The sequence below is a fragment of the Pseudomonas rubra genome (genome assembly GCF_028656935.1).
Taxonomy (GTDB): domain Bacteria; phylum Pseudomonadota; class Gammaproteobacteria; order Pseudomonadales; family Pseudomonadaceae; genus Aquipseudomonas; species Aquipseudomonas rubra.
Map to the genome: position 1 here is coordinate 26,365 of NZ_JAMDGZ010000032.1, position 20,022 is coordinate 46,386.

The 20,022-nt window shown below is 63.5% G+C and carries 20 protein-coding genes; 12 read left to right on the forward strand and 8 right to left on the reverse strand.

Going from position 1 to position 20,022, the window contains the following annotated elements; translation table 11 throughout:
* Positions 1–57: 57 nt before the first annotated feature.
* From M5G17_RS15295 to M5G17_RS15330, 8 genes are all read left to right on the forward strand, one after another.
* Complete coding sequence (locus M5G17_RS15295) at positions 58–714, forward strand: HAD family hydrolase (protein WP_273893736.1); 657 nt, start codon at positions 58–60, stop codon at positions 712–714.
* Between the two features lie 182 nt (positions 715–896).
* A complete protein-coding gene (locus M5G17_RS15300) occupies positions 897–1,619 on the forward strand; it encodes a DUF899 domain-containing protein (protein ID WP_273893737.1) in 723 nt (240 codons plus the stop codon).
* Between the two features lie 82 nt (positions 1,620–1,701).
* On the forward strand, positions 1,702–2,619 hold the full coding sequence (locus M5G17_RS15305; protein ID WP_273893738.1) for a bestrophin family protein: 918 nt from the start codon (positions 1,702–1,704) through the stop codon (positions 2,617–2,619).
* Between the two features lie 81 nt (positions 2,620–2,700).
* The gene (locus M5G17_RS15310; RefSeq protein WP_273893739.1) at positions 2,701–3,099 is read left to right on the forward strand and encodes a hypothetical protein; all 399 of its coding nucleotides are present in this window, start codon (positions 2,701–2,703) and stop codon (positions 3,097–3,099) included.
* 3 nt (positions 3,100–3,102) lie between these two features.
* Positions 3,103–5,763: a DUF4132 domain-containing protein gene (locus M5G17_RS15315; RefSeq protein WP_273893740.1), complete on the forward strand. Its 2,661-nt coding sequence runs from the start codon at positions 3,103–3,105 to the stop codon at positions 5,761–5,763.
* Between the two features lie 38 nt (positions 5,764–5,801).
* Positions 5,802–7,169 carry a ComEC/Rec2 family competence protein gene (locus tag M5G17_RS15320; protein ID WP_273893741.1) on the forward strand — a complete coding sequence of 456 codons (1,368 nt, stop codon included), beginning with the start codon at positions 5,802–5,804 and terminating at the stop codon, positions 7,167–7,169.
* A 25-nt stretch (positions 7,170–7,194) separates the two neighbouring features.
* Entirely contained in the window at positions 7,195–7,614 is a 420-nt protein-coding gene (locus M5G17_RS15325; protein ID WP_273893742.1) for an LIC_13387 family protein, read from the forward strand.
* The gene (locus tag M5G17_RS15330) at positions 7,611–8,036 is read left to right on the forward strand and encodes a hypothetical protein (RefSeq protein WP_273893743.1); all 426 of its coding nucleotides are present in this window, start codon (positions 7,611–7,613) and stop codon (positions 8,034–8,036) included. Before M5G17_RS15325 ends, M5G17_RS15330 begins: the two co-directional genes overlap by 4 nt.
* Here the strand turns inward: M5G17_RS15330 and M5G17_RS15335 are convergent, their stop codons facing one another.
* Positions 8,037–8,945, reverse strand: coding sequence for a LysR family transcriptional regulator (locus tag M5G17_RS15335; RefSeq protein ID WP_273893744.1), 909 nt, complete (start codon positions 8,943–8,945; stop codon positions 8,037–8,039). It abuts the gene before it with no gap.
* 131 nt (positions 8,946–9,076) lie between these two features.
* On the opposite strand from M5G17_RS15335, the gene ampC reads away from it, so the two are divergent.
* Positions 9,077–10,231 (forward strand): class C beta-lactamase, encoded by a 1,155-nt coding sequence (gene ampC, locus M5G17_RS15340; protein WP_273893745.1) that lies wholly within the window; start codon positions 9,077–9,079, stop codon positions 10,229–10,231.
* A gap of 73 nt (positions 10,232–10,304) precedes the next feature.
* Here the strand turns inward: ampC and M5G17_RS15345 are convergent, their stop codons facing one another.
* Both M5G17_RS15345 and M5G17_RS15350 read right to left on the reverse strand, forming a co-directional pair.
* Positions 10,305–10,928 (reverse strand): glutathione S-transferase family protein, encoded by a 624-nt coding sequence (locus M5G17_RS15345; RefSeq protein ID WP_273893746.1) that lies wholly within the window; start codon positions 10,926–10,928, stop codon positions 10,305–10,307.
* A 3-nt stretch (positions 10,929–10,931) separates the two neighbouring features.
* A complete protein-coding gene (locus tag M5G17_RS15350) occupies positions 10,932–11,723 on the reverse strand; it encodes a helix-turn-helix transcriptional regulator (protein ID WP_273893747.1) in 792 nt (263 codons plus the stop codon).
* A gap of 166 nt (positions 11,724–11,889) precedes the next feature.
* Between M5G17_RS15350 and M5G17_RS15355 the strand changes: the two genes are divergently transcribed.
* From M5G17_RS15355 to M5G17_RS15365, 3 genes are all read left to right on the forward strand, one after another.
* Complete coding sequence (locus tag M5G17_RS15355; RefSeq protein WP_273893748.1) at positions 11,890–12,984, forward strand: DmpA family aminopeptidase; 1,095 nt, start codon at positions 11,890–11,892, stop codon at positions 12,982–12,984.
* Positions 12,985–13,070: 86 nt separating this feature from the next.
* Positions 13,071–14,444 (forward strand): nucleotide 5'-monophosphate nucleosidase PpnN, encoded by a 1,374-nt coding sequence (ppnN, locus tag M5G17_RS15360; protein WP_273893749.1) that lies wholly within the window; start codon positions 13,071–13,073, stop codon positions 14,442–14,444.
* A gap of 182 nt (positions 14,445–14,626) precedes the next feature.
* Positions 14,627–15,313, forward strand: coding sequence for a TIGR04211 family SH3 domain-containing protein (locus tag M5G17_RS15365; RefSeq protein ID WP_273893750.1), 687 nt, complete (start codon positions 14,627–14,629; stop codon positions 15,311–15,313).
* 35 nt (positions 15,314–15,348) lie between these two features.
* Here M5G17_RS15365 and M5G17_RS15370 read toward each other — a convergent pair whose 3' ends face one another.
* The 5 genes from M5G17_RS15370 to M5G17_RS15390 form a co-directional block, all read right to left on the reverse strand.
* Positions 15,349–15,978: a LysE family translocator gene (locus M5G17_RS15370; protein WP_273893751.1), complete on the reverse strand. Its 630-nt coding sequence runs from the start codon at positions 15,976–15,978 to the stop codon at positions 15,349–15,351.
* A gap of 178 nt (positions 15,979–16,156) precedes the next feature.
* A complete protein-coding gene (locus M5G17_RS15375; protein ID WP_273893752.1) occupies positions 16,157–16,912 on the reverse strand; it encodes an ABC transporter permease in 756 nt (251 codons plus the stop codon).
* Positions 16,912–18,111 (reverse strand): ABC transporter substrate-binding protein, encoded by a 1,200-nt coding sequence (locus M5G17_RS15380; RefSeq protein ID WP_273893753.1) that lies wholly within the window; start codon positions 18,109–18,111, stop codon positions 16,912–16,914. Before M5G17_RS15380 ends, M5G17_RS15375 begins: the two co-directional genes overlap by 1 nt.
* Entirely contained in the window at positions 18,077–18,925 is an 849-nt protein-coding gene (locus M5G17_RS15385) for an ABC transporter ATP-binding protein (protein WP_273893754.1), read from the reverse strand. Before M5G17_RS15385 ends, M5G17_RS15380 begins: the two co-directional genes overlap by 35 nt.
* Positions 18,922–19,983 (reverse strand): acyl-CoA dehydrogenase family protein, encoded by a 1,062-nt coding sequence (locus M5G17_RS15390; protein ID WP_273893755.1) that lies wholly within the window; start codon positions 19,981–19,983, stop codon positions 18,922–18,924. Before M5G17_RS15390 ends, M5G17_RS15385 begins: the two co-directional genes overlap by 4 nt.
* Positions 19,984–20,022 lie beyond the last annotated feature (39 nt).

Below are 20,022 nucleotides of genomic sequence, written 5' to 3' on the forward strand. Positions count from 1 at the left end.
TCTGACCAGCCCCGCTGATCCGGTTATCATGTGCGGCCACTGCAGCGGATGCCGACCATGCTTGATGCCCTGTTGTTCGACCTCGACGGTACCCTCACCGACACCGACAAACTCCACCTGCTGGCCATGCAACAACTGTTGCTCGAAGAAGGCCGGGTACTCACCCAAGCGCAGTTCGACGCCCACGTCAGCGGCCGGGCCAATGCCGACCTGTGCCGTTACCTGTTCCCCGACCGGCCGCTGAGCGAGCACCAGGCCTTTGCCGACCGTAAAGAAGCTCGCTTTCGTGCCCTGTCGCCGACCTTGCAGCCCACCGCCGGCTTGCTGAAGCTGCTCGAGCATGCCGAGCGCCTGCGCATCGGCGTTGCCGTGGTCACCAATGCGCCACGGACCAATGCCGTGCACATGCTCGGCGCCATGGGCCTGAACCAGCGTTTCGAACATGTGCTGGTGGCCGAGGAACTGGCCCGGGCCAAGCCCGACCCGCTGCCCTACCTCACCGGCCTTGAGCGCCTGCAGGCGCGGGCGGCGCACTCGCTGGCGTTCGAGGACTCGGTGCCGGGGGTAAAGGCGGCCAGTGGCGCGGGGATCTTTACCGTCGGGCTGTCCACCAGCCAGCGACCTGAAGCACTGCTGGCCGCAGGTGCTCAACTGGTGGTGAAGGATTTCGAGGATGAGCAACTGTGGGCGTTGATCGAGCAGATGTCTGCCTGAGGACCGCGTCGCCCCCATCGCTGGCAAGGCCAGCTCCCACAGGTTCCGGTGTATGCAGATCTATAGTGGGAGCCGGCCTTGCCGGCGATGAATTCACCACCGTTCATCGCCCTGCCCCCATCCCTGTCGAATCCCCACCCCGGCAATCGACCATGAGTACATCCCCCAGCGGAGCGTACTCCATGGACAACTATCAGAACCCCCAGGTGGTCACGCGCAGCGAATGGCTCAGCGCCCGCCGCCAGTTGTGGCTGCATGAAAAGGCCCTGACCCACCAGCGCGATGAACTGAGCAAAGCCCGCCGCGCCCTACCCTGGGTACGCGTCGAGCAGGACTACCGCTTCGAAGGCGCCAACGGGCACCTGAGCCTGGCCGAGCTGTTCGCCGGGCGCAGCCAGTTGCTGGTCTATCACTTCATGTTCGGCGAAGGCTGGGAAGAAGGCTGCCCCGGCTGCTCGTTCCTGGCCGATCATTTCGACGGCGCCAACCTGCACCTGGCCCATCACGATGTATCGCTGGTGGCCGTCTCCCGCGCGCCTTACGCCCAGTTCCAGGCGTTCAGGCACCGCATGGGCTGGAAATTCCCCTGGGTCTCATCCCATGCCAGCAGTTTCAACCAGGACTTCGGTGTTGGCGGCAAAGGCAGCGATCAATACAACTATGAGCCGTATTCGGGCGATGAAACCGAGCTGCCAGGCCTCAGCGTGTTTTACCGCGACGCCACCGGCACGCTGTTCCACACCTACTCCAGCTACGCCCGCGGCCTCGACATCCTGGTCGGCGCCTACAACTTCCTCGACCTGATGCCCAAGGGTCGCAACGAGGACGGCACCATGGACTGGGTGCGCCACCATGACCGCTATGAAGGCACCAGCCAGGTACCTGCGCACTGCTGCCACGACTAGCACAGCCGGACTGTATCCTGGCCAGACTTTGCCCTACAGTAGCGCGCACAAAGCCCCGCGCTACTGTACAGGTTCGCCTTGCATGATCATCCAGCCGCAAAAACCTTCCATCCGCGTCCTGCTGTTCTCGCTCAAGGGCTCGATCATCCCGGCGATCTGGCGCAAGGTGCTGTACACCGTGTTGATCAGTTCGGCAGTGGTGGCCACCCACGGCACGCTGTTCGAGTACAAGGTAATCCTCACCGCCACACCCTTTACCCTCTGGGGCCTGACCCTGGCGATCTTCCTCGGCTTTCGCAACACCGTGGCCTACCAGCGTTTCTGGGAGGCGCGCACGCTGTGGGGCGAATTGCTGATCGTCAGCCGCAACCTGACCCGCCAGACCCTGAGCTTGCTGCCCAGCCTCGACGCCAGCCAGCGCCGCGCCCTGCTCGACCCGCTGATTGGCTTCGCCTACGTGCTGCGTGACCAGTTGCGTGGCACCCCGGCCAGCGCCGATCGCCAGCGCCTGCTCGACACCCCGACGCGCACCGCCCTGGCCAGCAGCGATGCGCCGGCCAGCCGCCTGCTCGGCCTGCTCGGCCAACGCTTCATGGCCCAAGCCCGCGAAGCCGGCGCTGGCGAGGTGATCCAGGCCAACTTCGATCAGCAGCTCAACCGCCTGTCCTACGTGCTGGGTGGCTGCGAGCGGATCAAAAACACGCCCATCCCTTACCCCTACATCCTCATGCTGCACCGCATCGTCCACGTCTACTGCTTCTTGCTGCCGTTCTGCCTGGTCGACAGCATCGGCTGGTTCACGCCGTTTGCCGTGTGCGTACTGGCTTATACCTTCTTCGGCCTGGATGCCCTGGGCGACCAGATTGCCGACCCGTTCGACACCCAGCCCAACGACCTGGCCCTGGATGCCATGTGCCGCAACCTGGAAATCGCCGTGCGCGAGCTCGAAGGCGAAGCGGCGCCGGCGCCCTTGCAACCGGTCAAGGGCGTGCTGCTGTAAAACCCTGTACATCGAAATTCCCTGGCCGGCCTGATACCCTTGCGCCCATCTGTTTTGCCTCTTGCCAGAAAAGGAGTTCCCATGGCAACGCTCACCGTCCGCGACGAGTCGGTCTCGGGCGAAGTCTTCGACGATTTCGCCCTGCACTTTGCCACCGACACCATCACTGTGCGCCAGTTGATCCGCGAGCGGGTTCATCAGGAAGTCCTGCAGCGCAGCAGCGATACCGCCCCCCACAGCCGACGCCAGCGCCTGGTCAGCCCCGAGCCGCTGGAAGCTGCGCTCAATGGCGAGCGCCCCAGCGAACGCCCGACCATCGACTGGCGCAAGCAGGTCGAGGTTGCCTACGACGCCTTCGTGCGCAATGGCTTTTTCATCCTTCTCGACGAGCGTCAGGCCGAAAGCCTCGACGAAGTCCTGACCATCCGCCACGACAGCGTGGTCAATTTCATCAAACTGGCCCCGCTGGTAGGAGGCTGAACCATGGCACTGGAACAACTTCAGGCGTTTCGCCACGACCGTCCGCAAACCGAACTGGGCCCGGTCGAACACATCGGCCCCGATGGCTACCCGCTGCTGGCCGGCTCCGAGTTGCGCCACGAGCATGGGTTGATCAGCGAACTGCTGCCGCTGCTGCAAAACATTCATGGCCGCCCCGATGCCATGGTCTTCGCCTTGAGCAAACTGCCTGCGGTCATCGCCCTGGATGCTGACCCGGCGTCTCGCACCCGGCTGGTGCTGGCTTTGATCGAACGGGTGGTGGCCTACAACGGTGAGCTGAGCACAGCCAGTGCCGGCCATGCTTTTTCCCACGTCTTCGACTATGGCGTGCTGCCGGCATTGATGTCCTGGCTGATGGAGAACGGCGCCCAGGTCGGCCCGTTGGCCGAACCGGTGCTGCAGTGGTTCACCAGCTACCGCTTCGCCTATTACGGCACCCTGCCGACCTTGACCGTGGCCGACTGGGTCATCGCACAAAACTTCCCGAAAGTACCCGACGACCTGCGTGAGCTGCTGATTCTGCTGCGCAGCCAGTGTTCCGACTTGGGCCACTACGGCAACTTCGGCGAGCAACTGCTGGCCAAGCTCGACCCGCTGCTGGGCAGCGGTGCCTGGCAGGTACTGGCGCCGTGCGAGCACTGGACCCAACTGGCCCTGCAAGACCTCGAACAACTGGGCCCCGAGGTACGCGAAGACTGGTTGGCTTTGTTGCGTCAGGCCGCTGGGGCGACCTCGGCGCGGCCATCGGCGAAATGGTTGAAGAACGCCCAGGCGCTGCTGCTCAAGGTCGGCGAGGCGCCACTGCGGGCAGCCCTGCTGCGCTGGTTTGCACGGGTCGATGCCGGGCGCAGCGGCGCCTTGCTCAACGTCGGCTGGGAAAGCAGCGATGACCGCGCGCGCATGCACGATGGCAACGCTACGGTGCTGCGCGGCCTGCTCTGGATCAGCGCCGCGCTGGCCGACAGCGAACTGACCCGGGCCATCGCCCGCCTGGCCCTGAGCGCCTACCGCAAGGTCCGCGGCATCGGCCCGCGCGCGCCGAAGGTCGGCAACGCAGCGGTGTTCGCCCTGTCGTCGATTCCCAGCCACGAGGCAGTCGGGCAACTGGCCCTGCTCAAGGTGCGGGTCAAGTTCGGGACCGCGCAGAAGGAAATCGAAAAAGCCTTCACCAGCGCCGCCCAGGCCCTGCAATTGCCCCGCGACCAGATCGAAGAGCTCGGGGTGCCGACCTATGGCCTGGAGCAGGTTGGCCTGCGTCGGGAAAGCTTCGTTGACGGCGCCTTTGTCGCCGAGCTCAAAGTCGATGGCAAGAGCGCTGCCCTGAGCTGGTTCCGCGCCGACGGTACGCCGCAAAAATCGGTGCCGGCCAAGGTCAAGGCCGAGCACAAGGACGAACTCAAGGAGCTGCAAGGCGCGGTCAAGGATATTGGCGCCATGTTGCCAGCCCAGGCCGAGCGCCTGGACAGCCTGTTCCTGCTGGAAAAGCACTGGCCGTACGATCAATGGCAGGAGCGCTACCTTGATCACCCGCTGATTGGCACCCTGGCGCGGCGGCTGATCTGGCTGATCAGCGAAGGCGGCCAGCAGCACGCCGTGGTGTTCACCGAGAACAGCCTGCAAACCCTCGACGGCAAAACCGTGACACCGTCCAGCGAAGCCGAAGTCCGCCTCTGGCATCCGATCGGCCGTGCCCTGGAAGAGGTCCTGGCCTGGCGCGAGCGTATTGAAGCGTTGCAGATCACCCAGCCGTTCAAGCAGGCCCACCGCGAGGTCTATCTGCTGACCGAAGCCGAGCGCAATACCGCCATCTACTCCAACCGCTTCGCCGCGCACATTCTGCGCCAGCATCAGTTCCACGCCCTGGCCGCCGCCCGCGGCTGGCGTAACAAACTGCGGCTGATGGTCGATGACAGCTACCCGCCGGCCACGCGTGATCTGCCGGCCTGGGGCCTGCGCGCCGAGTTCTGGATCGAAGGCATGGGCGATGACTATGGCGTCGACACCAACGAAGCCGGCGCCTTCCTGCGCCTGAGCACCGACCAGGTGCGCTTCTATGCTATCGACGCCGCACAGCGTTACTCCCATGCGGGCGGCGGCGGTTATGCCCCGGAGCACTGGCGTGACGGCGAAGATGCCACGCCCCTGGCCCTGGATCAGGTGCCAGCGCTGGTGCTCAGTGAAGTGATGCGCGATGTCGACCTGTTCGTCGGTGTCGCCTCGCTGGCCAACGACCCGCAATGGGCCGACGGCGGGCCGGATGGCCGTTACCGCGATTACTGGCACAAGCACTCGTTTGGCGAGCTGGGCGCCACCGCGCAAACGCGCAAGCAACTGCTGGAAAAACTGCTGCCGCGCATGACCCGCCTCAAGGACAAATGGACCCTGCACGGGCGCTTCCTGGAAGTCACCGGCAAGCTGCGCAGCTACAAGATCCACCTGGGCTCAGGCAACATCCTCATGCTGCCCAACGATCAGTACCTGTGCATCGTCCCCGACGCCAAGGCGCGCCAACAGACCACACCGCAGTACCTGCCGTTCGAGGGCGATGGCCTGCTGTCGATCATCCTCTCCAAGGCCTTGTTGCTGATCGATGACGACAAGATCAGTGACCCGACCATTACTCGGCAGTTGGTGTTGAAGTGACCGGCAGCTCAGCTCGGATGACCAAGGAAGGAATGCGAATGACGTATACCCATTACGCGATGATCGAAGATATTCTGTTCGATGGACCTGATGCCATGGTCATCCTCGATTGCATCACTGCTTCTGCCGCCGCACAACTGCGTACCCGCAAGTGGGCACAGACCCAGCCCGAAGATCAGTACCTTGAACAGACAATGCTGCTGTCTGTCCGCCTGAAAGACCTGATGTACGCCATGCGAACTGATCTGAAGCAAATCTACGATGCACCAAAGTCATGGATCAGCTTCGACCTGCAAGACAGCTATCCGCCTTTTAAGGAAGGTTCGATCGGCGCCACGTTTTTCAGCCTTGGCGATCAGAACCAGGAAGCATCGCCCAGCTTCGCCATGGCCAATGTCCAACTTGCATCCCCACAGTTGCAACAACTGGCATTCCTCGGTGGCCTTTCGGTGCGCCAGACGCAAATTTTCGACACCCTCGAAGCCGCCGCTAGCCAAGCGGGTCAATCACGGTGGGTAGTGGCCTACGATGTTGGCCAGGGTAACGCCAATGCCCTGATCGACGATAACGGCCACCCCTGTCTGTTTTTTGACCTCGGCTGGCCGACCCGTCCGAACACCCGCACCCGACCATCGCCCCGGCCTGCATTGTTAGCCGCTGAAAGCTGTTGCCGCCGCCGATTTACTGCTCCCGTGGTGCTGTCTCATTGGGACTTCGATCACTGGGCCTATGCTGTAAGCAACATGAACTACAGCACCAAAAACAGGGCCGCAAATATAAGGTTCGACCCGAATGCAGTGAATCGGCCATGGATCATTCCGCGGCCACCCGCGCGCCTGAGAGGCAAAGGTCTGGGTCCAACGCATTTACGTTTCATTGCCCAATTACGCCAACGGTTGGTCTGGCCAAACAGGCTCCGGCGCGTCGCCTTCAGTGCTGGCGTCATCACCCGTACCGACCCAGCCAGGGACCCACATGATCGCAACAACCAAGGACTGGCTTGGTTCGTGATGCAAAACGCCTCCCACACACTGGCGACCCTACTGCCGGGCGACGTTGAATACAGCAAACTCCATTGGCCTACGTTTACGCCTGAACTGGTGTCGCTGGTGGCCAGTCACCATGGTGGATGGGCAGGAATGCCCCCGGCAGCGACAAAATGCACTCCCGCTCACCTGATACTGTCGGTCGGCTACGACAATGTTCATAGCCACCCCAGTGCGGCAGCCATTGGCAACCATTGGATCATGGGCTGGCCCGACCCTCTTCTTACCAGCACTCGCCCGACATCCCCAGGCTCGCCACTGACCAATGGTTCGGTACTGATCCCTTTGGACCCTTCAGCACCCAGGCCCACATTCAGTTGCCCGACACTGATTGCCAGCCAGCTGGTTCCAACCCAATAACGCTCCATCAGCAAAAGGACCGCCCATGATCGCCCAACTGCTGATCTGCGCCAGTGCCGCCATCGTCCTGCTGCTGGGGACCCTGCATCTGGTCTATACCTTCGCCAGCAACAAGTTCCAGCCGCGCGACCCGGCGTTGGGCGAACAGATGCAAAAAGTCGCCCCGGTGATTTCCCGGCAAACCACGGTGTGGCGCGCCTGGGTGGGCTTTAACGCCAGCCATAGTCTGGGCGCCATGCTGTTTGGCCTGGTGTATGGCTACCTGGCCCTGGCCGCGCCCATGGCGTTGCTGCGTGACGGCTTTCTACTGGGCCTGGGCGTGCTGTTTCTGGCGAGCATGGCGGTTCTGGCCTGGCGTTACTGGTTCCGGATTCCACTGATCGGCATCAGTTTGTCGCTGCTGTTGTTTGTCACTGCGGTGGTGCTGCAGGCGTTGCCGCTATGAGGCTTTTGCTGCTGAGTCTGTTGCTGGTCGGCACGGTTTGCGTGGCCGATGATGAAGACTATCCGGACCCGCTGTACGGCTTTGTGGTTGGGCCTTACGCGCTGGTCGGCAAAGAACCGGACAACGGCGCCACTTATTCCGCTCGAGCCACCCTGCGTTATCTGGATGGCCAACTGGTGCTGGCAAAAACCATCGACGGCAAGACCCTGACCGCCATCGGCAAAGTCGAGGTCGCGACCATTGCCCAGGCCAAAGTACTGCGTTTTACCTGGCCCGGGCACCACTCGACCTGCCTGATCCACGGGGACCTGGACAACTACGCGCGGCTGACTTGCTACTGGCAGCGCGAAGGTGTCGAGCACAAGGAACCGGGTATGGAAAGCTACTTCCCGACCGCCAGCTGGCCGGAGAATCGCCAATAGTCACCGGGCTGCAAGGCTGCCAGCCTTCGCGCTGCAGCCCGTAACCGCCTTCAGCAACCAGACCTTGAACGCTGTCATCGCCGGGCTTTCGGCCTTCGATTGCAGGCGCGTCAGCCAGTAGCTGCCGGTGCTGATATTCAAGTCAAACGGCTGGCGAATGGCATCGCTGGCCAACAATCGTTCAAACATCAGCGGCGGTGCCAGGGCGACGCCCGCGCCCTGCACGGCGGCTTCCATCATTCCCAAAGACGAATCGAAGACCATGGTCCTCGAAGGCTGCAGCGCGCCCGGCAGCCCTGCGGCCTGGAACCATTCGGCCCACTCATCGCTGCGATAAGAGCGCAACAGGGTTTGCTGCAAAAGATCGGCAGGTGTATGCAGTTGCCCGGCAATCGCTGGCACACACAACACCGACAACGGCGCCTCCAGCAGTGGCTGCGCATCGATGCCATGCCAGGCGCCGGTGCCAAAGCGGATAGCGTAATCCAGGCCTTCGGCAGCTATATCGACACGGTTGTTGTTGGTCGACAGGCGCAGGTCGATAAACGGGTGCAGGGCCTGAAACTCGGGCAGGCGCGGCAACAGCCAGCCAACGGCAAAGGTGCCCACCGCGCCCACCGTCAGCACCTCGCGGTAATGGCCGCCGTCAAAGCAGTCGAGGGTGTGGGCGATGCGGTCGAAGCACTCGCGCAACACCGGCAGCAAAGTCTCGCCCTCGCTGGTAAGCATCAGCCCGCGCGGCAGGCGCTTGAACAGGGTGACTTTGAGCTGGGCCTCGAGGCTTTTGACCTGGTGGCTGACTGCCGCCTGGGTCACGCACAACTCGATGGCCGCGCGAGTAAAGCTCAGGTGCCGGGCCGAGGCCTCGAAGGCGCGCAGGGCGTTCAAGGGCAGGTGCGGTCGAATCATGCAGACTCCCAAATTTTTCTAATGGCTGCTGCGAAATATCATCGTTTGTCGTGCCTGGGCAAAACGCCTAAATTGGCGCTCCCTGCTGCAGCCAGGCCCACAACAGTCCACTTATGGAAAGGTTGCCGATCATGCACCAAAAAACCAACCTCAAGCCAGGGATTCTGGCCGCCTTCACCCTTAGCCTGGCCTCCGGCTACAGCTTCGCCCAGGCGCCGCTTGAATCAACAGTGAGCGCTGCCATCCGCCCGCTGATGCAACAACAGGCGATCCCCGGCATGGCCGTGGCCATCAGCGTTGACGGCCAGCAGCACTACTTTAACTACGGGGTAGCGTCGAAACAGAGCGGCCAGGCGGTGAACGCCGACACCCTGTTCGAAATCGGCTCGGTGAGCAAGACCTTCACCGCAACCCTCGCAGGCTTTGCCCAGGCCAACGGCAAGCTGAGCCTGGGCGATGCGGCCAGCAAGCACTGGCCCGCGCTCAAGGGCACGGCGTTTGATGGTATTACCCTGCTCAACCTTGGCACCTACAGCGCCGGCGGCCTCCCCTTGCAGTTCCCGAATGAGGTCAAGGGTGAAGCCGACCTGCCCGGCTACTACACGCACTGGAAAGCCGACTACGCGCCAGGCACCCGCCGGTTGTACTCCAACCCCAGCTTGGGCCTGTTCGGCTACCTTGCGGCAAAAAGCCTGGATCAACCCTTTGCCCCTCTGATGGAAAAGCAGCTGCTGGCGCAAATGGGCCTGCAGCACAGCTACCTGCAGGTGCCTGCCACGCAGATGGGCAATTACGCCCAGGGTTACAACAAGCAGGATCAACCGGTGCGCGTCAGCCCCGGGCCGCTGGACGCCGAAGCCTACGGCTTGAAAGTGACGGCCATGGACCTGTTGCACTACCTGGACCTGAACATGCAGCCGCACAGCCTGAGCAAGCCCTTGCAACAGGCCATCGCCACCACCCAGACCGGCTACTACCAGGTGGGCGAAATGACCCAGGGCCTGGGTTGGGAGCAGTATGCCTACCCGGTCAGCCTGGAACAGTTGCAGGCCGGCAATGCTCCAACGATGGTGCTGGAGCCGCAACCTGTGACGTGGCTTAAACCGGCGCGGCCGCTGCCGGCCAACACCCTGCTGAACAAGACCGGTTCGACTGAAGGGTTTGGTGCCTATGTCGCGTTCGTGCCGTCAAAACGCATTGCCATTGTCTTGTTGGCGAACAAGAACTACCCGATTGCCGAGCGGGTGAAGGTGGCGCATCAGATCCTGACGGTTTTGGATCAGTAAGATCGCGGGGCAAGCCCGCTCCCACAGGGGTGGTGGAAATCCAGTGGGAGCGGGCTTACCCCGCGATGAGACCTCACGGCAATCCATTGCGCCCATGCAAACGATAGCCCTCGCGCTCGCTCAAACGATCGTAGTACGCCTCGACCGCCGGCAACGCCGGGCGCTCAAGCGGGGTCTGCAACCAGCGGTTGACCGACAGGCCGATGGGAATGTCGGCCAGGGAGAAGTCCGCGCCACTCACAAAGGCCCCGGTACGCTCCAGTTGCCGCTCAAGAATGGTCATGTTCCTCGCCCAGTTGCGGCACCCCGCCGCCAGCGCGTCAAGGTCCTGGTGGGTCGGCGCCTTGCGCACCAGCGAAACAAAAGCGTAGCTCCACGCACCGTTGAGGTCGGTGGCCTGCCAATCCATCCATTGATCGACCCGCGCCCGCACCTTGGGCTCGGCCGGGTACAGGTGCTGGCCGCAGTACTGCGAAGCCAGGTAGCGGATGATGCTGTTGGATTCCCACAACACAAAATCGCCGTCTTCAATCACCGGCACCATGGCGTTGGGATTCAGCGCCAGAAACGCCTCATCCGCAGTCGAGCGAAAACCCGAGCCCCAGTCCTCGCGCTCGAACGGCAGTTGCAGTTCGGCACAGGTCCACAGCACCTTGCGCACGTTGATCGATGAAGCCTTGCCCAGTATCCGCAGCATCACTCACTCCTGTTGGTCGTGTTGTCCCAGGTGTTGCAAAAACAGGCTGAACAGCTCCGATTGGGACGAAACCCCAAGCTTGCTGTACAGGTTGCGCCGGTGCACCTTGACCGTCTCCTGGGAAATGTCCAGGCGCTTGGCGATGGCCTTGCTGGAGTTGCCGCGCAGCACCAGGCGGGCGGTTTCCAGCTCGCGGGCCGACAGGGTGTCGCTGCCAAAATGCTCCAGGGCACGCTCCACCGGTGTCGAATGTTCTGTGACCTGCTGTGGATGCTGCTGGTGCCAGTGCTGGCGCATCAACGCCAGCAGCCACGGTGCCAGCAGGGTCAGCTGGCCGATGGTCGCACTCTGGTAACGCTGGTTGGCGCCCAGGGAGATGGCCAAGACCTTGCCCGCCTCAAGGTTGAGGATCAACTGCAGCTCATCCTCGCCGACCAGGGCGCGAAAGTAGTTGTTGAAGTAGTCGCTCTTGCGAAACTCGTCCGGTGCCACCTCTTCCATGCGGTACACGCCATCGGCCAGGCCATCGCGCATGGCCTGGATAAACGGGTCGAGCAGGTACAGGCCACCCAGGTACATCGGCGCGGCTGCAGGCGCATCGCGAAAACCGCGGTCGAACTCCTCCAGCACCGTCGGCGCGTCGTCGCGCTCGACCAGCAGGGCCAGGGCCGTGTCGCAGGGCACCAGTTGTTCGAGCAACACGATCAGTTGATGCCAGAACCCCGGCTTGCCCAACTGCTCGATGGCCCGGGCCAGGGCATGGTGATGGGCGACGGCTTCGAATAGCAGGTTCACCGGTAACTCCTAGGGGGTAACGATTGGGGGGAATCGCCAGCGGCAGGCCGAGTTTCTAGACTCTGTTCACCGGCACGCAGTATTGCGGTTGCTCGAACACTTGTCATGCTGTGCGAGCAACGGCCATCGCGGACCCTTCAAAACCTTAAGCAGGAGTTGTGAATCAATGCGTGTACGTGATCTGGGCATTCGTATCGGCACCGGCACCCCTGGCGCGTTCAACGCCATCACCGATGTACCAGGGGTGCGCGTCGGCCATCACACCGTACAGCGCGGCAGCGGTGAAAACGCGGTCAATACCGGCGTCACGGTGATCGAGCCGCGGGCCCAGGCCGCCAGCTTGCAGCCGTGTTTTGCCGGCGTGCACGTGCTCAATGGCAATGGCGATGCCACCGGCCTTGAGTGGATTCGCGAAGCCGGCCTGCTGACTACGCCGATTGCCTATACCAACACCCACAGCGTCGGCGTGGTTCGCGATGCGCTGGTAGCGGCCGAGCGCGAGTTGGGCAAGGCCCGTACCTACTGGTGCATGCCCACGGTGCTGGAAACCTACGACGGTGTGCTCAACGATATCTGGGGCCAGCACGTCACTGCCGAGCATGTCCATGCAGCGCTTGCCGCAACGCAGTCGGGACCGGTGGCCGAAGGCTGCGTCGGTGGCGGCACCGGGATGATCTGCCATGAATTCAAGGGCGGTATCGGGACTTCTTCGCGGGTACTGCACAGCGATGCCGGTGGCTGGACCGTTGGCGTGCTGGTACAGGCCAACTATGGCGTGCGCGGCGCCCTGCGCGTGGCCGGCTACCCCGTCGGCCAGGTGCTGGGCGAGGTGCATTCGCCGTTCAGCGCTGCGCGCAATGTCGGCGAGCCGGGCATGGGTTCGATCGTCATCACCCTGGCCACCGACGCGCCGCTGCTACCCCACCAGTGCACGCGCCTGGCGCAACGGGCCAGCGTCGGCCTGGCGCGGGTCGGCGGTGGCACCGAAGACTCCAGCGGCGACATCTTCATCGCCTTCTCCACCGGCAACGCGCGGCCTGCAGCCAACTTCGGCCATCCCGGGGTGCCGACCAGCACGGTACAGATGGTCAATAACGACCATATCTCGGCGCTGTTCAGCGCTGCGGCCGACGCGGTGGAGGAAGCCATCGTCAATGCCCTGCTGGCCGCCACCGACCTTGAGGCCCATGGCAGCAAGGTCCTGGCGCTCACGCCCGAGCGCTTGCGTGAAGCCCTGCAGGCGGTCGGCTGGAAGGCCTGACAGCGAAAGGCACTCGTTGCTGCGACAATTTGCCGGTATGGTGGTGTTCTGAAGATGGACGTTTACCCGCTCACAGGAAACCCAGAATGCCCCAACGTGAAGTTATCAATGCATCTGTCAGCCCAAAAGGCAGCCTGGAAACACTGTCTCAACGTGAAGTACAGCAACTGAGTGAAGCCGGTTCCGGCAGCCTGTACACCCTGTTCCGCCAGTGCGCGCTGGCAATCCTCAACACCGGCGCGCACGTCGACAACGCCAAGACCATCCTCGAAGCCTACAAGGACTTCGAAGTGCGCATCCACCAGCAGGACCGCGGCGTGCGCCTGGAACTGCTGAACGCACCAGCGGATGCCTTCGTCGATGGCGAAATGATCGCCAGCACCCGCGAAATGCTCTTCAGCGCCCTGCGCGATATCGTCTACACCGAAAGCGAACTGGCCAGCCAGCGCATCGACCTGGAAAGCTCCCAGGGCATCACCGACTACGTCTTCCACCTGCTGCGCAACGCCCGCACCCTGCGCCCAGGTGTCGAGCCGAAGATGGTCGTGTGCTGGGGCGGTCACTCGATCAGCACCGAGGAATATCAATACACCAAGAAGGTCGGCCACGAGCTGGGCCTGCGCAAACTGGACGTCTGCACCGGCTGCGGCCCGGGTGTGATGAAGGGCCCGATGAAAGGCGCGACCATCGCCCACGCCAAGCAACGCATGAGCGGCAGCCGTTACCTGGGCCTGACCGAGCCTGGCATCATCGCCGCCGAGGCGCCGAACCCGATCGTCAACGAGCTGGTGATCCTGCCGGACATCGAAAAACGCCTGGAGGCCTTCGTCCGCGTCGGCCACGGCATCATTATCTTCCCCGGTGGCGCCGGTACCGCCGAGGAGTTCCTCTACCTGCTGGGCATCCTCATGCACCCGGACAACCGCGGCCTGCCGTTCCCGGTCATTCTTACCGGGCCCAAGAGCGCCGCGCCGTACCTGCAGCAGTTGCATGCATTCGTGCGCGCCACCCTCGGCGACGAGGCGCAGGCGCACTACCAGATCATCATCGATGACCCGGCCGAAGTCTCCCGGCAGATGGTCGAGGGGCTCAAGCAGGTCAAGCAGTTCCGCCGCGAGCGCAACGACGCCTTCCACTTCAACTGGCTGCTGAAGATCGAAGAAGGCTTCCAGCGCCCCTTCGACCCAACCCACGAGAACATGGCCGGGCTCAAGCTCAGCCGCGCGCTGCCGGCCCACGAGCTGGCTGCCAACCTGCGTCGGGCGTTCTCCGGGATTGTCGCCGGCAACGTCAAGGACAAGGGTATCCGCCTGATCGAAGAGAAAGGCCCGTACGAAATCAAGGGTGACAGCGCCGTGCTCGAACCGCTGGGCCACCTGCTCCAAGCCTTCGTCGACCAGCACCGGATGAAGCTGCCGGGCGGCGCCGAATATGTGCCCTGCTACCGCGTCGTGAGCTGATTCAGCTACACCTCCCCGCTTGCGGGCACACCCTGTGCCCGCAACATTTCCTGCCATTTTCCTACGTCACTCAGTGAACCAGCCTATAGAAATATGGTCTTTCTGCAGGCGACCTACGCGCACGCTCATCTTCACCGGCCCAATCATCGGGCTTTTTCTGTTTATTTCACGCGAAGACCATCATGCCTATCACCCGTCCTGTTTGCGCGACGCCAGCGCTGTTTTCCTCCTCGAACCCAGGCGCACGCCGCGTGCTGGCCGGTGGCCTGATAGGCGCTTTGCTGGTTCTTGCCTCCCCGCTGCACGCCGAAGAAGCCGCTCCCAGCAGCGAGCGCTGGGTCAGTGACAGCCTGAGCACCTACGTGCGCAGCGGCCCGACCGATGGCCACCGCATCGTCGGCAACCTCAAGTCCGGGCAGAAGGTCACCCTGCTGACCACCCAGGGCAACTACAGCCAAGTGCGCGGCGAGTCCGGCGACACCGTATGGATCACCAGCAGCGACCTGCAGGCCGTACCCGGCCAGCTCGAACGTCTGCCGCAACTGAGCGAGCAGGTAGCCCAGCTCAGTGAGCAACTGAAAACCATCGACGACAGTTGGAAAACCCGCGTGCAAGGCATGCAGGAAACCCTGGACTCGCGCAAGGCGCTGATCGAAGAGCTTGAAGCACGCAGCAAGGCGTTGAATGCCGAACTCAGCGATACCCAGTCGGAACTGCGCAGCACCCAGGCGCGCCTGGGGGACGAGAACAAGCAGGTGCTGATGCGCTACATGGTTTACGGTGGCGCCATCGCCGGCGCCGGGCTGCTGGCCGGTTTGATCCTGCCGGCCTTGAGCCGTGGGCGCAAACGCAACGATCGCTGGTTCTGACCGGCACCTGTGGGGCAACTGGGCAATCCGATCACTCAAGCCGGGCGCTGCATCAACACCAAGCGCAGCGCCAGCAACGCCAGCACACTGGCCAGTAAACGCGGCTGCAACCTGGCCATGCCCCCCTGGCCACTGAAACACCGGCTGATCACCCCGCCACAAGCCCCCAGCAGCACATGAAACAGCAGGGCAATCACGCTCAGCACCAGCCCCAGCAACAACAGCTGCTCGGCGACCGCGCCCTTGGCCGGCACCACGAACTGCGGCAAGAACACGATAAAGAACAACAACGCCTTGGGGTTGAGCAGGCTGTTCAGGGTGGCCGCAACGAACACCGCCGCCAGTGACGTTTCCCGCCGACCTTGGCCCTCGCCCGCCTTGCGCGGCTGCAGCAGCTTGAAGGCCATCCACAACAGATACAGCGCACCGCTGTAGCGGATGATGTCGAACGACGGCGGCCAGGCGGCGATCAGCGCGGTGACGCCGGTGGCGGTCAGCACGGTCAGGATCAGATCGGCAACGCTGATCCCCAGTGCTGCAGCCAGACCTCCGCGCCAACCCATGGACAGCCCGTGGCTGATGACAAAGGCCATATTCGGCCCGGGCGACAGCAGCAACAGGATCACCGCACCGGAAAAGATCAGCAGCGTTTGCATGTCGAGCATCGCAGGCCTCCTGGCTGGGTTGCGAGTGTCGACAGTAGCGGGTTTGCCGCCGGGGAAAACGCTACAGCGTGGTGAATTTATTGCGCAACAGTTCGGCACAAGGTAGATCGCATCGCGAGGCAAGCTCGCTCCCACCAGGGTGTAGGCCGTCCAAAGTGGGAGCGGGCTTGCCCCGCGATCAGGCGTGCACCCACCGCCGATGCAGGCCACGGGCCAGGGCATCGAGCATAAAGCCCAGCACGCCGATCAACAGCACCATCGCCATCAGCTCCGAGTACGCCAGGCGGTCGCGGGTGTCGAGGATGAAATAGCCCAGGCCGGCACTGACCCCGAGCATTTCGCACGGCACCAGCACGATCCACAGGATGCCAATGGCCAGGCGTACGCCGGTCAGCACATGGCCGATGACCCCGTGGATGATCACCTTGCACAGGGTTTCCCAGCGGGTCGCGCTCAAACTGCGGCTCAACTGCAACCAGCGTGGATCAAGCTGGCGCACACCGGCGGCGGTGTTGAGCAAAATCGGCCACAAGGCGGCAAAGGCCAGCAGAAAATAAATCGGCTGGTCGCCGACGCCCATCAGCATCACCACCACCGGCATCCACGACAGCGGCGAGATCATCCGCAAGAACTGGAACGCCGGAGTGGTCGCCGCTTCCAGATGCCGGTAGCTGCCCACCAGCAGGCCCAATGGCACGCCGATGAGCAGGGCCAGCAGCAAGCCGATCAGAATGCGCTTGAGGCTGACCCAGATATGCTCGTAGACCTCGGCCTGGCCGAGCAACTCGATCAGGCTGCTGAAGGTGGCCTGGGGCGAAAAACGCGCCGACAGGCCATCGGTCGCGCCAAACAACTGCACGCCCAACCACCAGAGCAACAACAAACCGAACAGGCCGGCAACGCCCAGGGCGCCATGTACTGCATGCTTACCCATCAGATCGCGAACTCCTCGCTACGCTCGAAACTGTCGGGCAAACCGAAAGCCTTGAGCCCTCCCACTGCTTCGATACTGTTGCGTACGAAGCGGTCGTCGACCAGGTCGCGGGCGGTCTGCTGCGGGTCGAGGCTGGCGAGAAAGCCTTTGTCGCCTTCGATCAGGGTGTTCTGCAGGCGGCGCACCAGTTCTTCGGTGTAACTGGGGAACGGATACGGCTGAAAATCGATGCGTTGCTCGTCCCACTGCCCATGCTGGATGGCGCCACTGGCGATGTAGGCGTCGCGGGCCGAGGCTGCGGGCGCCAGCACCTGGCTGAGCACCTGCGGGGAGTGCGGGGTGTATCTGTTCGGCCCGCTCTTGGACAGCAGCGCGGCGGCTTCGGCACGGTGATCGCAAGTCCACAGCTGGGCCTTGACGATGGCGTTGACCACTTTCTGTGACCACTCTGGGCGGTTGTTGAGGTCATGCTCGTGCATGAACACCACGCAGCAGGCATGGTTGCGCCAGATGTCGCCGGTAAAGCGCTGCACGCGGCCGACCTTGAGGTCTTCGGCCAGGGCGTTGAACGGCTCGGCGACGATGTAGCCGGCGATGCGCTTGCTGGCCAGGGCCGGCGGCATGTCCGACGGCGGCAGCACCACCAGGTTGACCTCGTTGGCGGCGAGCTGGGCCGTGGTGGCTTTGGACACCGGAGTCAGGCCGTGATCGCGGAACAGTTGCTGGACCACCACATTATGGATCGAATACCAGAACGGAATCGCCACACTCTGCCCACCCAGCTGCTTGACCTCGGTGATGCCTGGGGCCACGGTCAGGCCCGAGCCGCCGACGTGGTTCCAGGCCACTACCTTGGCCGGCACCTTACTGCCGTAACGGGCCCAGACGGTCATCGGCGACAGCAGGTGAATGACGTTGACCTGCCCGGAGATGAACGCCTCGATCACCTGCGCCCAACTGCGCAACAGCACCGGGCGCTCGGCCTTGATGCCCTCGGCCTCGAACAGGCCATTGTTGTGCGCCACCAGCAGCGGCGTGGCGTCGGTGATCGGCAGGTAGCCGATGCGCACCGGCGCATCCGGCTCGCTGGCCGCGCGCGCTTGCAGGCTGCTGAGCAGCGGCATGGCGCCGCCAGCCGTCAGCAAGGCGCTGAGTTTGATGAAGTCACGACGAGTGTGAGTGAAGTCGTCCAGGCACATGGGCAGTCTCCGGCGGCAGCGGCATAGGTTGGGAATCAGGTTCGGGTGTGCGGCTGGCCCGCCGAAGGGTTTTGAGTATGTCGATGCGCAGCGCGCCCAGTTCCTCGACCTGCTGCTCGCGGGGCTGCGGCAGGTCGATGTGCCATTGGCCGAGGGTGCGCGCTGGGTGGTTGCCCAGTAGCAGCACGCGATCGGACAACAGCAGGGCTTCGTCGATATCGTGGGTAATCAGGATGGCCGCGGTGTTGTGCCGGGCGATCAGTTGCAGCAGCAGTTGCTGCATGTCGGCGCGGGTCACTTCATCCAGCGCGCCAAACGGTTCATCGAGTAGCAGCACCTGGGGCTGGCGAGCCAGGCAGCGGGCCAACGCGGTGCGCTGCGCCATGCCACCGGAGAGCTGCGCCGGGTACTGTTCACGGGCGTGCTGCAGGCCCACCGCCTCGATCGCCTGATCGATGCGCGCACGCCGTTCGCTGGCAGCCAGCTTGGGCTGGCGGGCGAAATCCAGGCCGAAGGCGACGTTGCTCTCCAGGCTCAGCCATGGCAGCAGGCTGGGGTCCTGAAAGGCCACTGCCAGGCGCGGATGCGGGCCTTGCAGCGGCTCGCCGAGCAGGCTCACGCTACCGCTGCGCGGCTGTTGCAAACCGGCCAGCACCCGCAGCAGGCTGGACTTGCCGACGCCGCTGGGGCCGAGGATGGTGATGACCTCCCCCGGCGCCAGTTGCAGGTCAAAGTCTTCCAGTACGCTGTGCCAGCCTTGCTCGCGTGGGTAGCCAAGGCTGATACCGCAGGCGTGAAGTAACACCTCGCTCATGCTGCTGGCGCCTGGCGTTGCAGCTCAGCGCGCAGTTGCACCAGGCTCGGGGTGACGATCGGCACGAAGGCCGACTCACGCCAGCGCCGGGCAAAACCTGCGCCATGCGCGCTTAGGTAGGCCTTGCCACCACTGGCCTGCAACTCCAGCTGCACGGCATCGGCGGCGGTTTCCGCCAAGGTGATGCGCAACTTGAACAAGTCCGCCGGTTGGGTCAGAAAGCGCCCGTCGAGCAGGCCCTTTTTCAATTCGCTGACAGTATTTTCCAGGCGTTCGCGCAGCACTTGCAGCGCCTCACCGAGGAACGAGCGCATACCTTGCAGGTGCGCCTCGACCTCGCTCAGGGCACGGCGCGCCAGGCCTATGGCCATGCCGCATTGCAGGCCCAGGAACGACGGCCGCACGGCCGGCAGAAACTGCTTGGCGTTGTCATGCAGCAGCCAGTCGCGGCTGATCGACACTTGGTCGAAATTCAAGGCAGCGGTGTTGCTCGACTGCAGGCCCATCAGTTGCAGGTCATCGGAACGGCTCAGCCCACTGGCGTTGTCCGGGATGGCCAGGACGAACGGCGCAGCACCCTCTTCTTCGATCGCAGCAGCGACCACAAAACCACCCTGGCGCAGGTTGGTGACCCAGTGCAGGCGACCGGCGAGGGTCCAGCCCTGATCATCACGCAGGCCTTTGACCTGCAGCGCTTCGATGCCCGACAGGTACTTCATGGCGTTGGACAGCCCCGTGGCACCGGCCAGTTTGCCGCTGAGCAGGTCGGCCAGCAGGCGCTCGCGCAGCCCGGCGTTGGGGCTGTGCAGCAGGTATTCGATAAAGGCGCGCTGGCCCCAGAACACGAAGGCGGCGGCCAGGGAATGGCTGGCAACCTGGGCCAGCGTCTCGACCGCGTCGGCAACCGTGCCGCCGCTGCCGCCCTGGGCCGGGTCGATGCCCACGCGCAGTACCTGCGCCGCCGCCAGTTGCCCTAGCACCGCCTGCGGGTCGCAGTGGCCCTGGTCAAGGGCTTCGGCCTGAGCATCCAGCCACGTGACCAATGCGGGATCGAGCATAGCGTTACTCCTTTAAAAAATGCGCCAGCACAGGCTGGC

Coding starts and splice junctions, on each gene's coding strand:
- M5G17_RS15310 (WP_273893739.1), top strand. CDS start 2,701: ATGGCAACGCTCACCGTCCGCGACGAGTCGGTCTCGGGCGAAGTCTTC.
- M5G17_RS15320 (WP_273893741.1), top strand. CDS start 5,802: ATGACGTATACCCATTACGCGATGATCGAAGATATTCTGTTCGATGGA.
- M5G17_RS15380 (WP_273893753.1), bottom strand. CDS start 18,111: ATGTGCCTGGACGACTTCACTCACACTCGTCGTGACTTCATCAAACTC.
- M5G17_RS15330 (WP_273893743.1), top strand. CDS start 7,611: ATGAGGCTTTTGCTGCTGAGTCTGTTGCTGGTCGGCACGGTTTGCGTG.
- M5G17_RS15370 (WP_273893751.1), bottom strand. CDS start 15,978: ATGCTCGACATGCAAACGCTGCTGATCTTTTCCGGTGCGGTGATCCTG.
- M5G17_RS15355 (WP_273893748.1), top strand. CDS start 11,890: ATGCGTGTACGTGATCTGGGCATTCGTATCGGCACCGGCACCCCTGGC.
- M5G17_RS15385 (WP_273893754.1), bottom strand. CDS start 18,925: ATGAGCGAGGTGTTACTTCACGCCTGCGGTATCAGCCTTGGCTACCCA.
- ampC (WP_273893745.1), top strand. CDS start 9,077: ATGCACCAAAAAACCAACCTCAAGCCAGGGATTCTGGCCGCCTTCACC.
- M5G17_RS15365 (WP_273893750.1), top strand. CDS start 14,627: ATGCCTATCACCCGTCCTGTTTGCGCGACGCCAGCGCTGTTTTCCTCC.
- M5G17_RS15390 (WP_273893755.1), bottom strand. CDS start 19,983: ATGCTCGATCCCGCATTGGTCACGTGGCTGGATGCTCAGGCCGAAGCC.
- M5G17_RS15300 (WP_273893737.1), top strand. CDS start 897: ATGGACAACTATCAGAACCCCCAGGTGGTCACGCGCAGCGAATGGCTC.
- ppnN (WP_273893749.1), top strand. CDS start 13,071: ATGCCCCAACGTGAAGTTATCAATGCATCTGTCAGCCCAAAAGGCAGC.
- M5G17_RS15325 (WP_273893742.1), top strand. CDS start 7,195: ATGATCGCCCAACTGCTGATCTGCGCCAGTGCCGCCATCGTCCTGCTG.
- M5G17_RS15345 (WP_273893746.1), bottom strand. CDS start 10,928: ATGCTGCGGATACTGGGCAAGGCTTCATCGATCAACGTGCGCAAGGTG.
- M5G17_RS15315 (WP_273893740.1), top strand. CDS start 3,103: ATGGCACTGGAACAACTTCAGGCGTTTCGCCACGACCGTCCGCAAACC.
- M5G17_RS15335 (WP_273893744.1), bottom strand. CDS start 8,945: ATGATTCGACCGCACCTGCCCTTGAACGCCCTGCGCGCCTTCGAGGCC.
- M5G17_RS15375 (WP_273893752.1), bottom strand. CDS start 16,912: ATGGGTAAGCATGCAGTACATGGCGCCCTGGGCGTTGCCGGCCTGTTC.
- M5G17_RS15305 (WP_273893738.1), top strand. CDS start 1,702: ATGATCATCCAGCCGCAAAAACCTTCCATCCGCGTCCTGCTGTTCTCG.
- M5G17_RS15295 (WP_273893736.1), top strand. CDS start 58: ATGCTTGATGCCCTGTTGTTCGACCTCGACGGTACCCTCACCGACACC.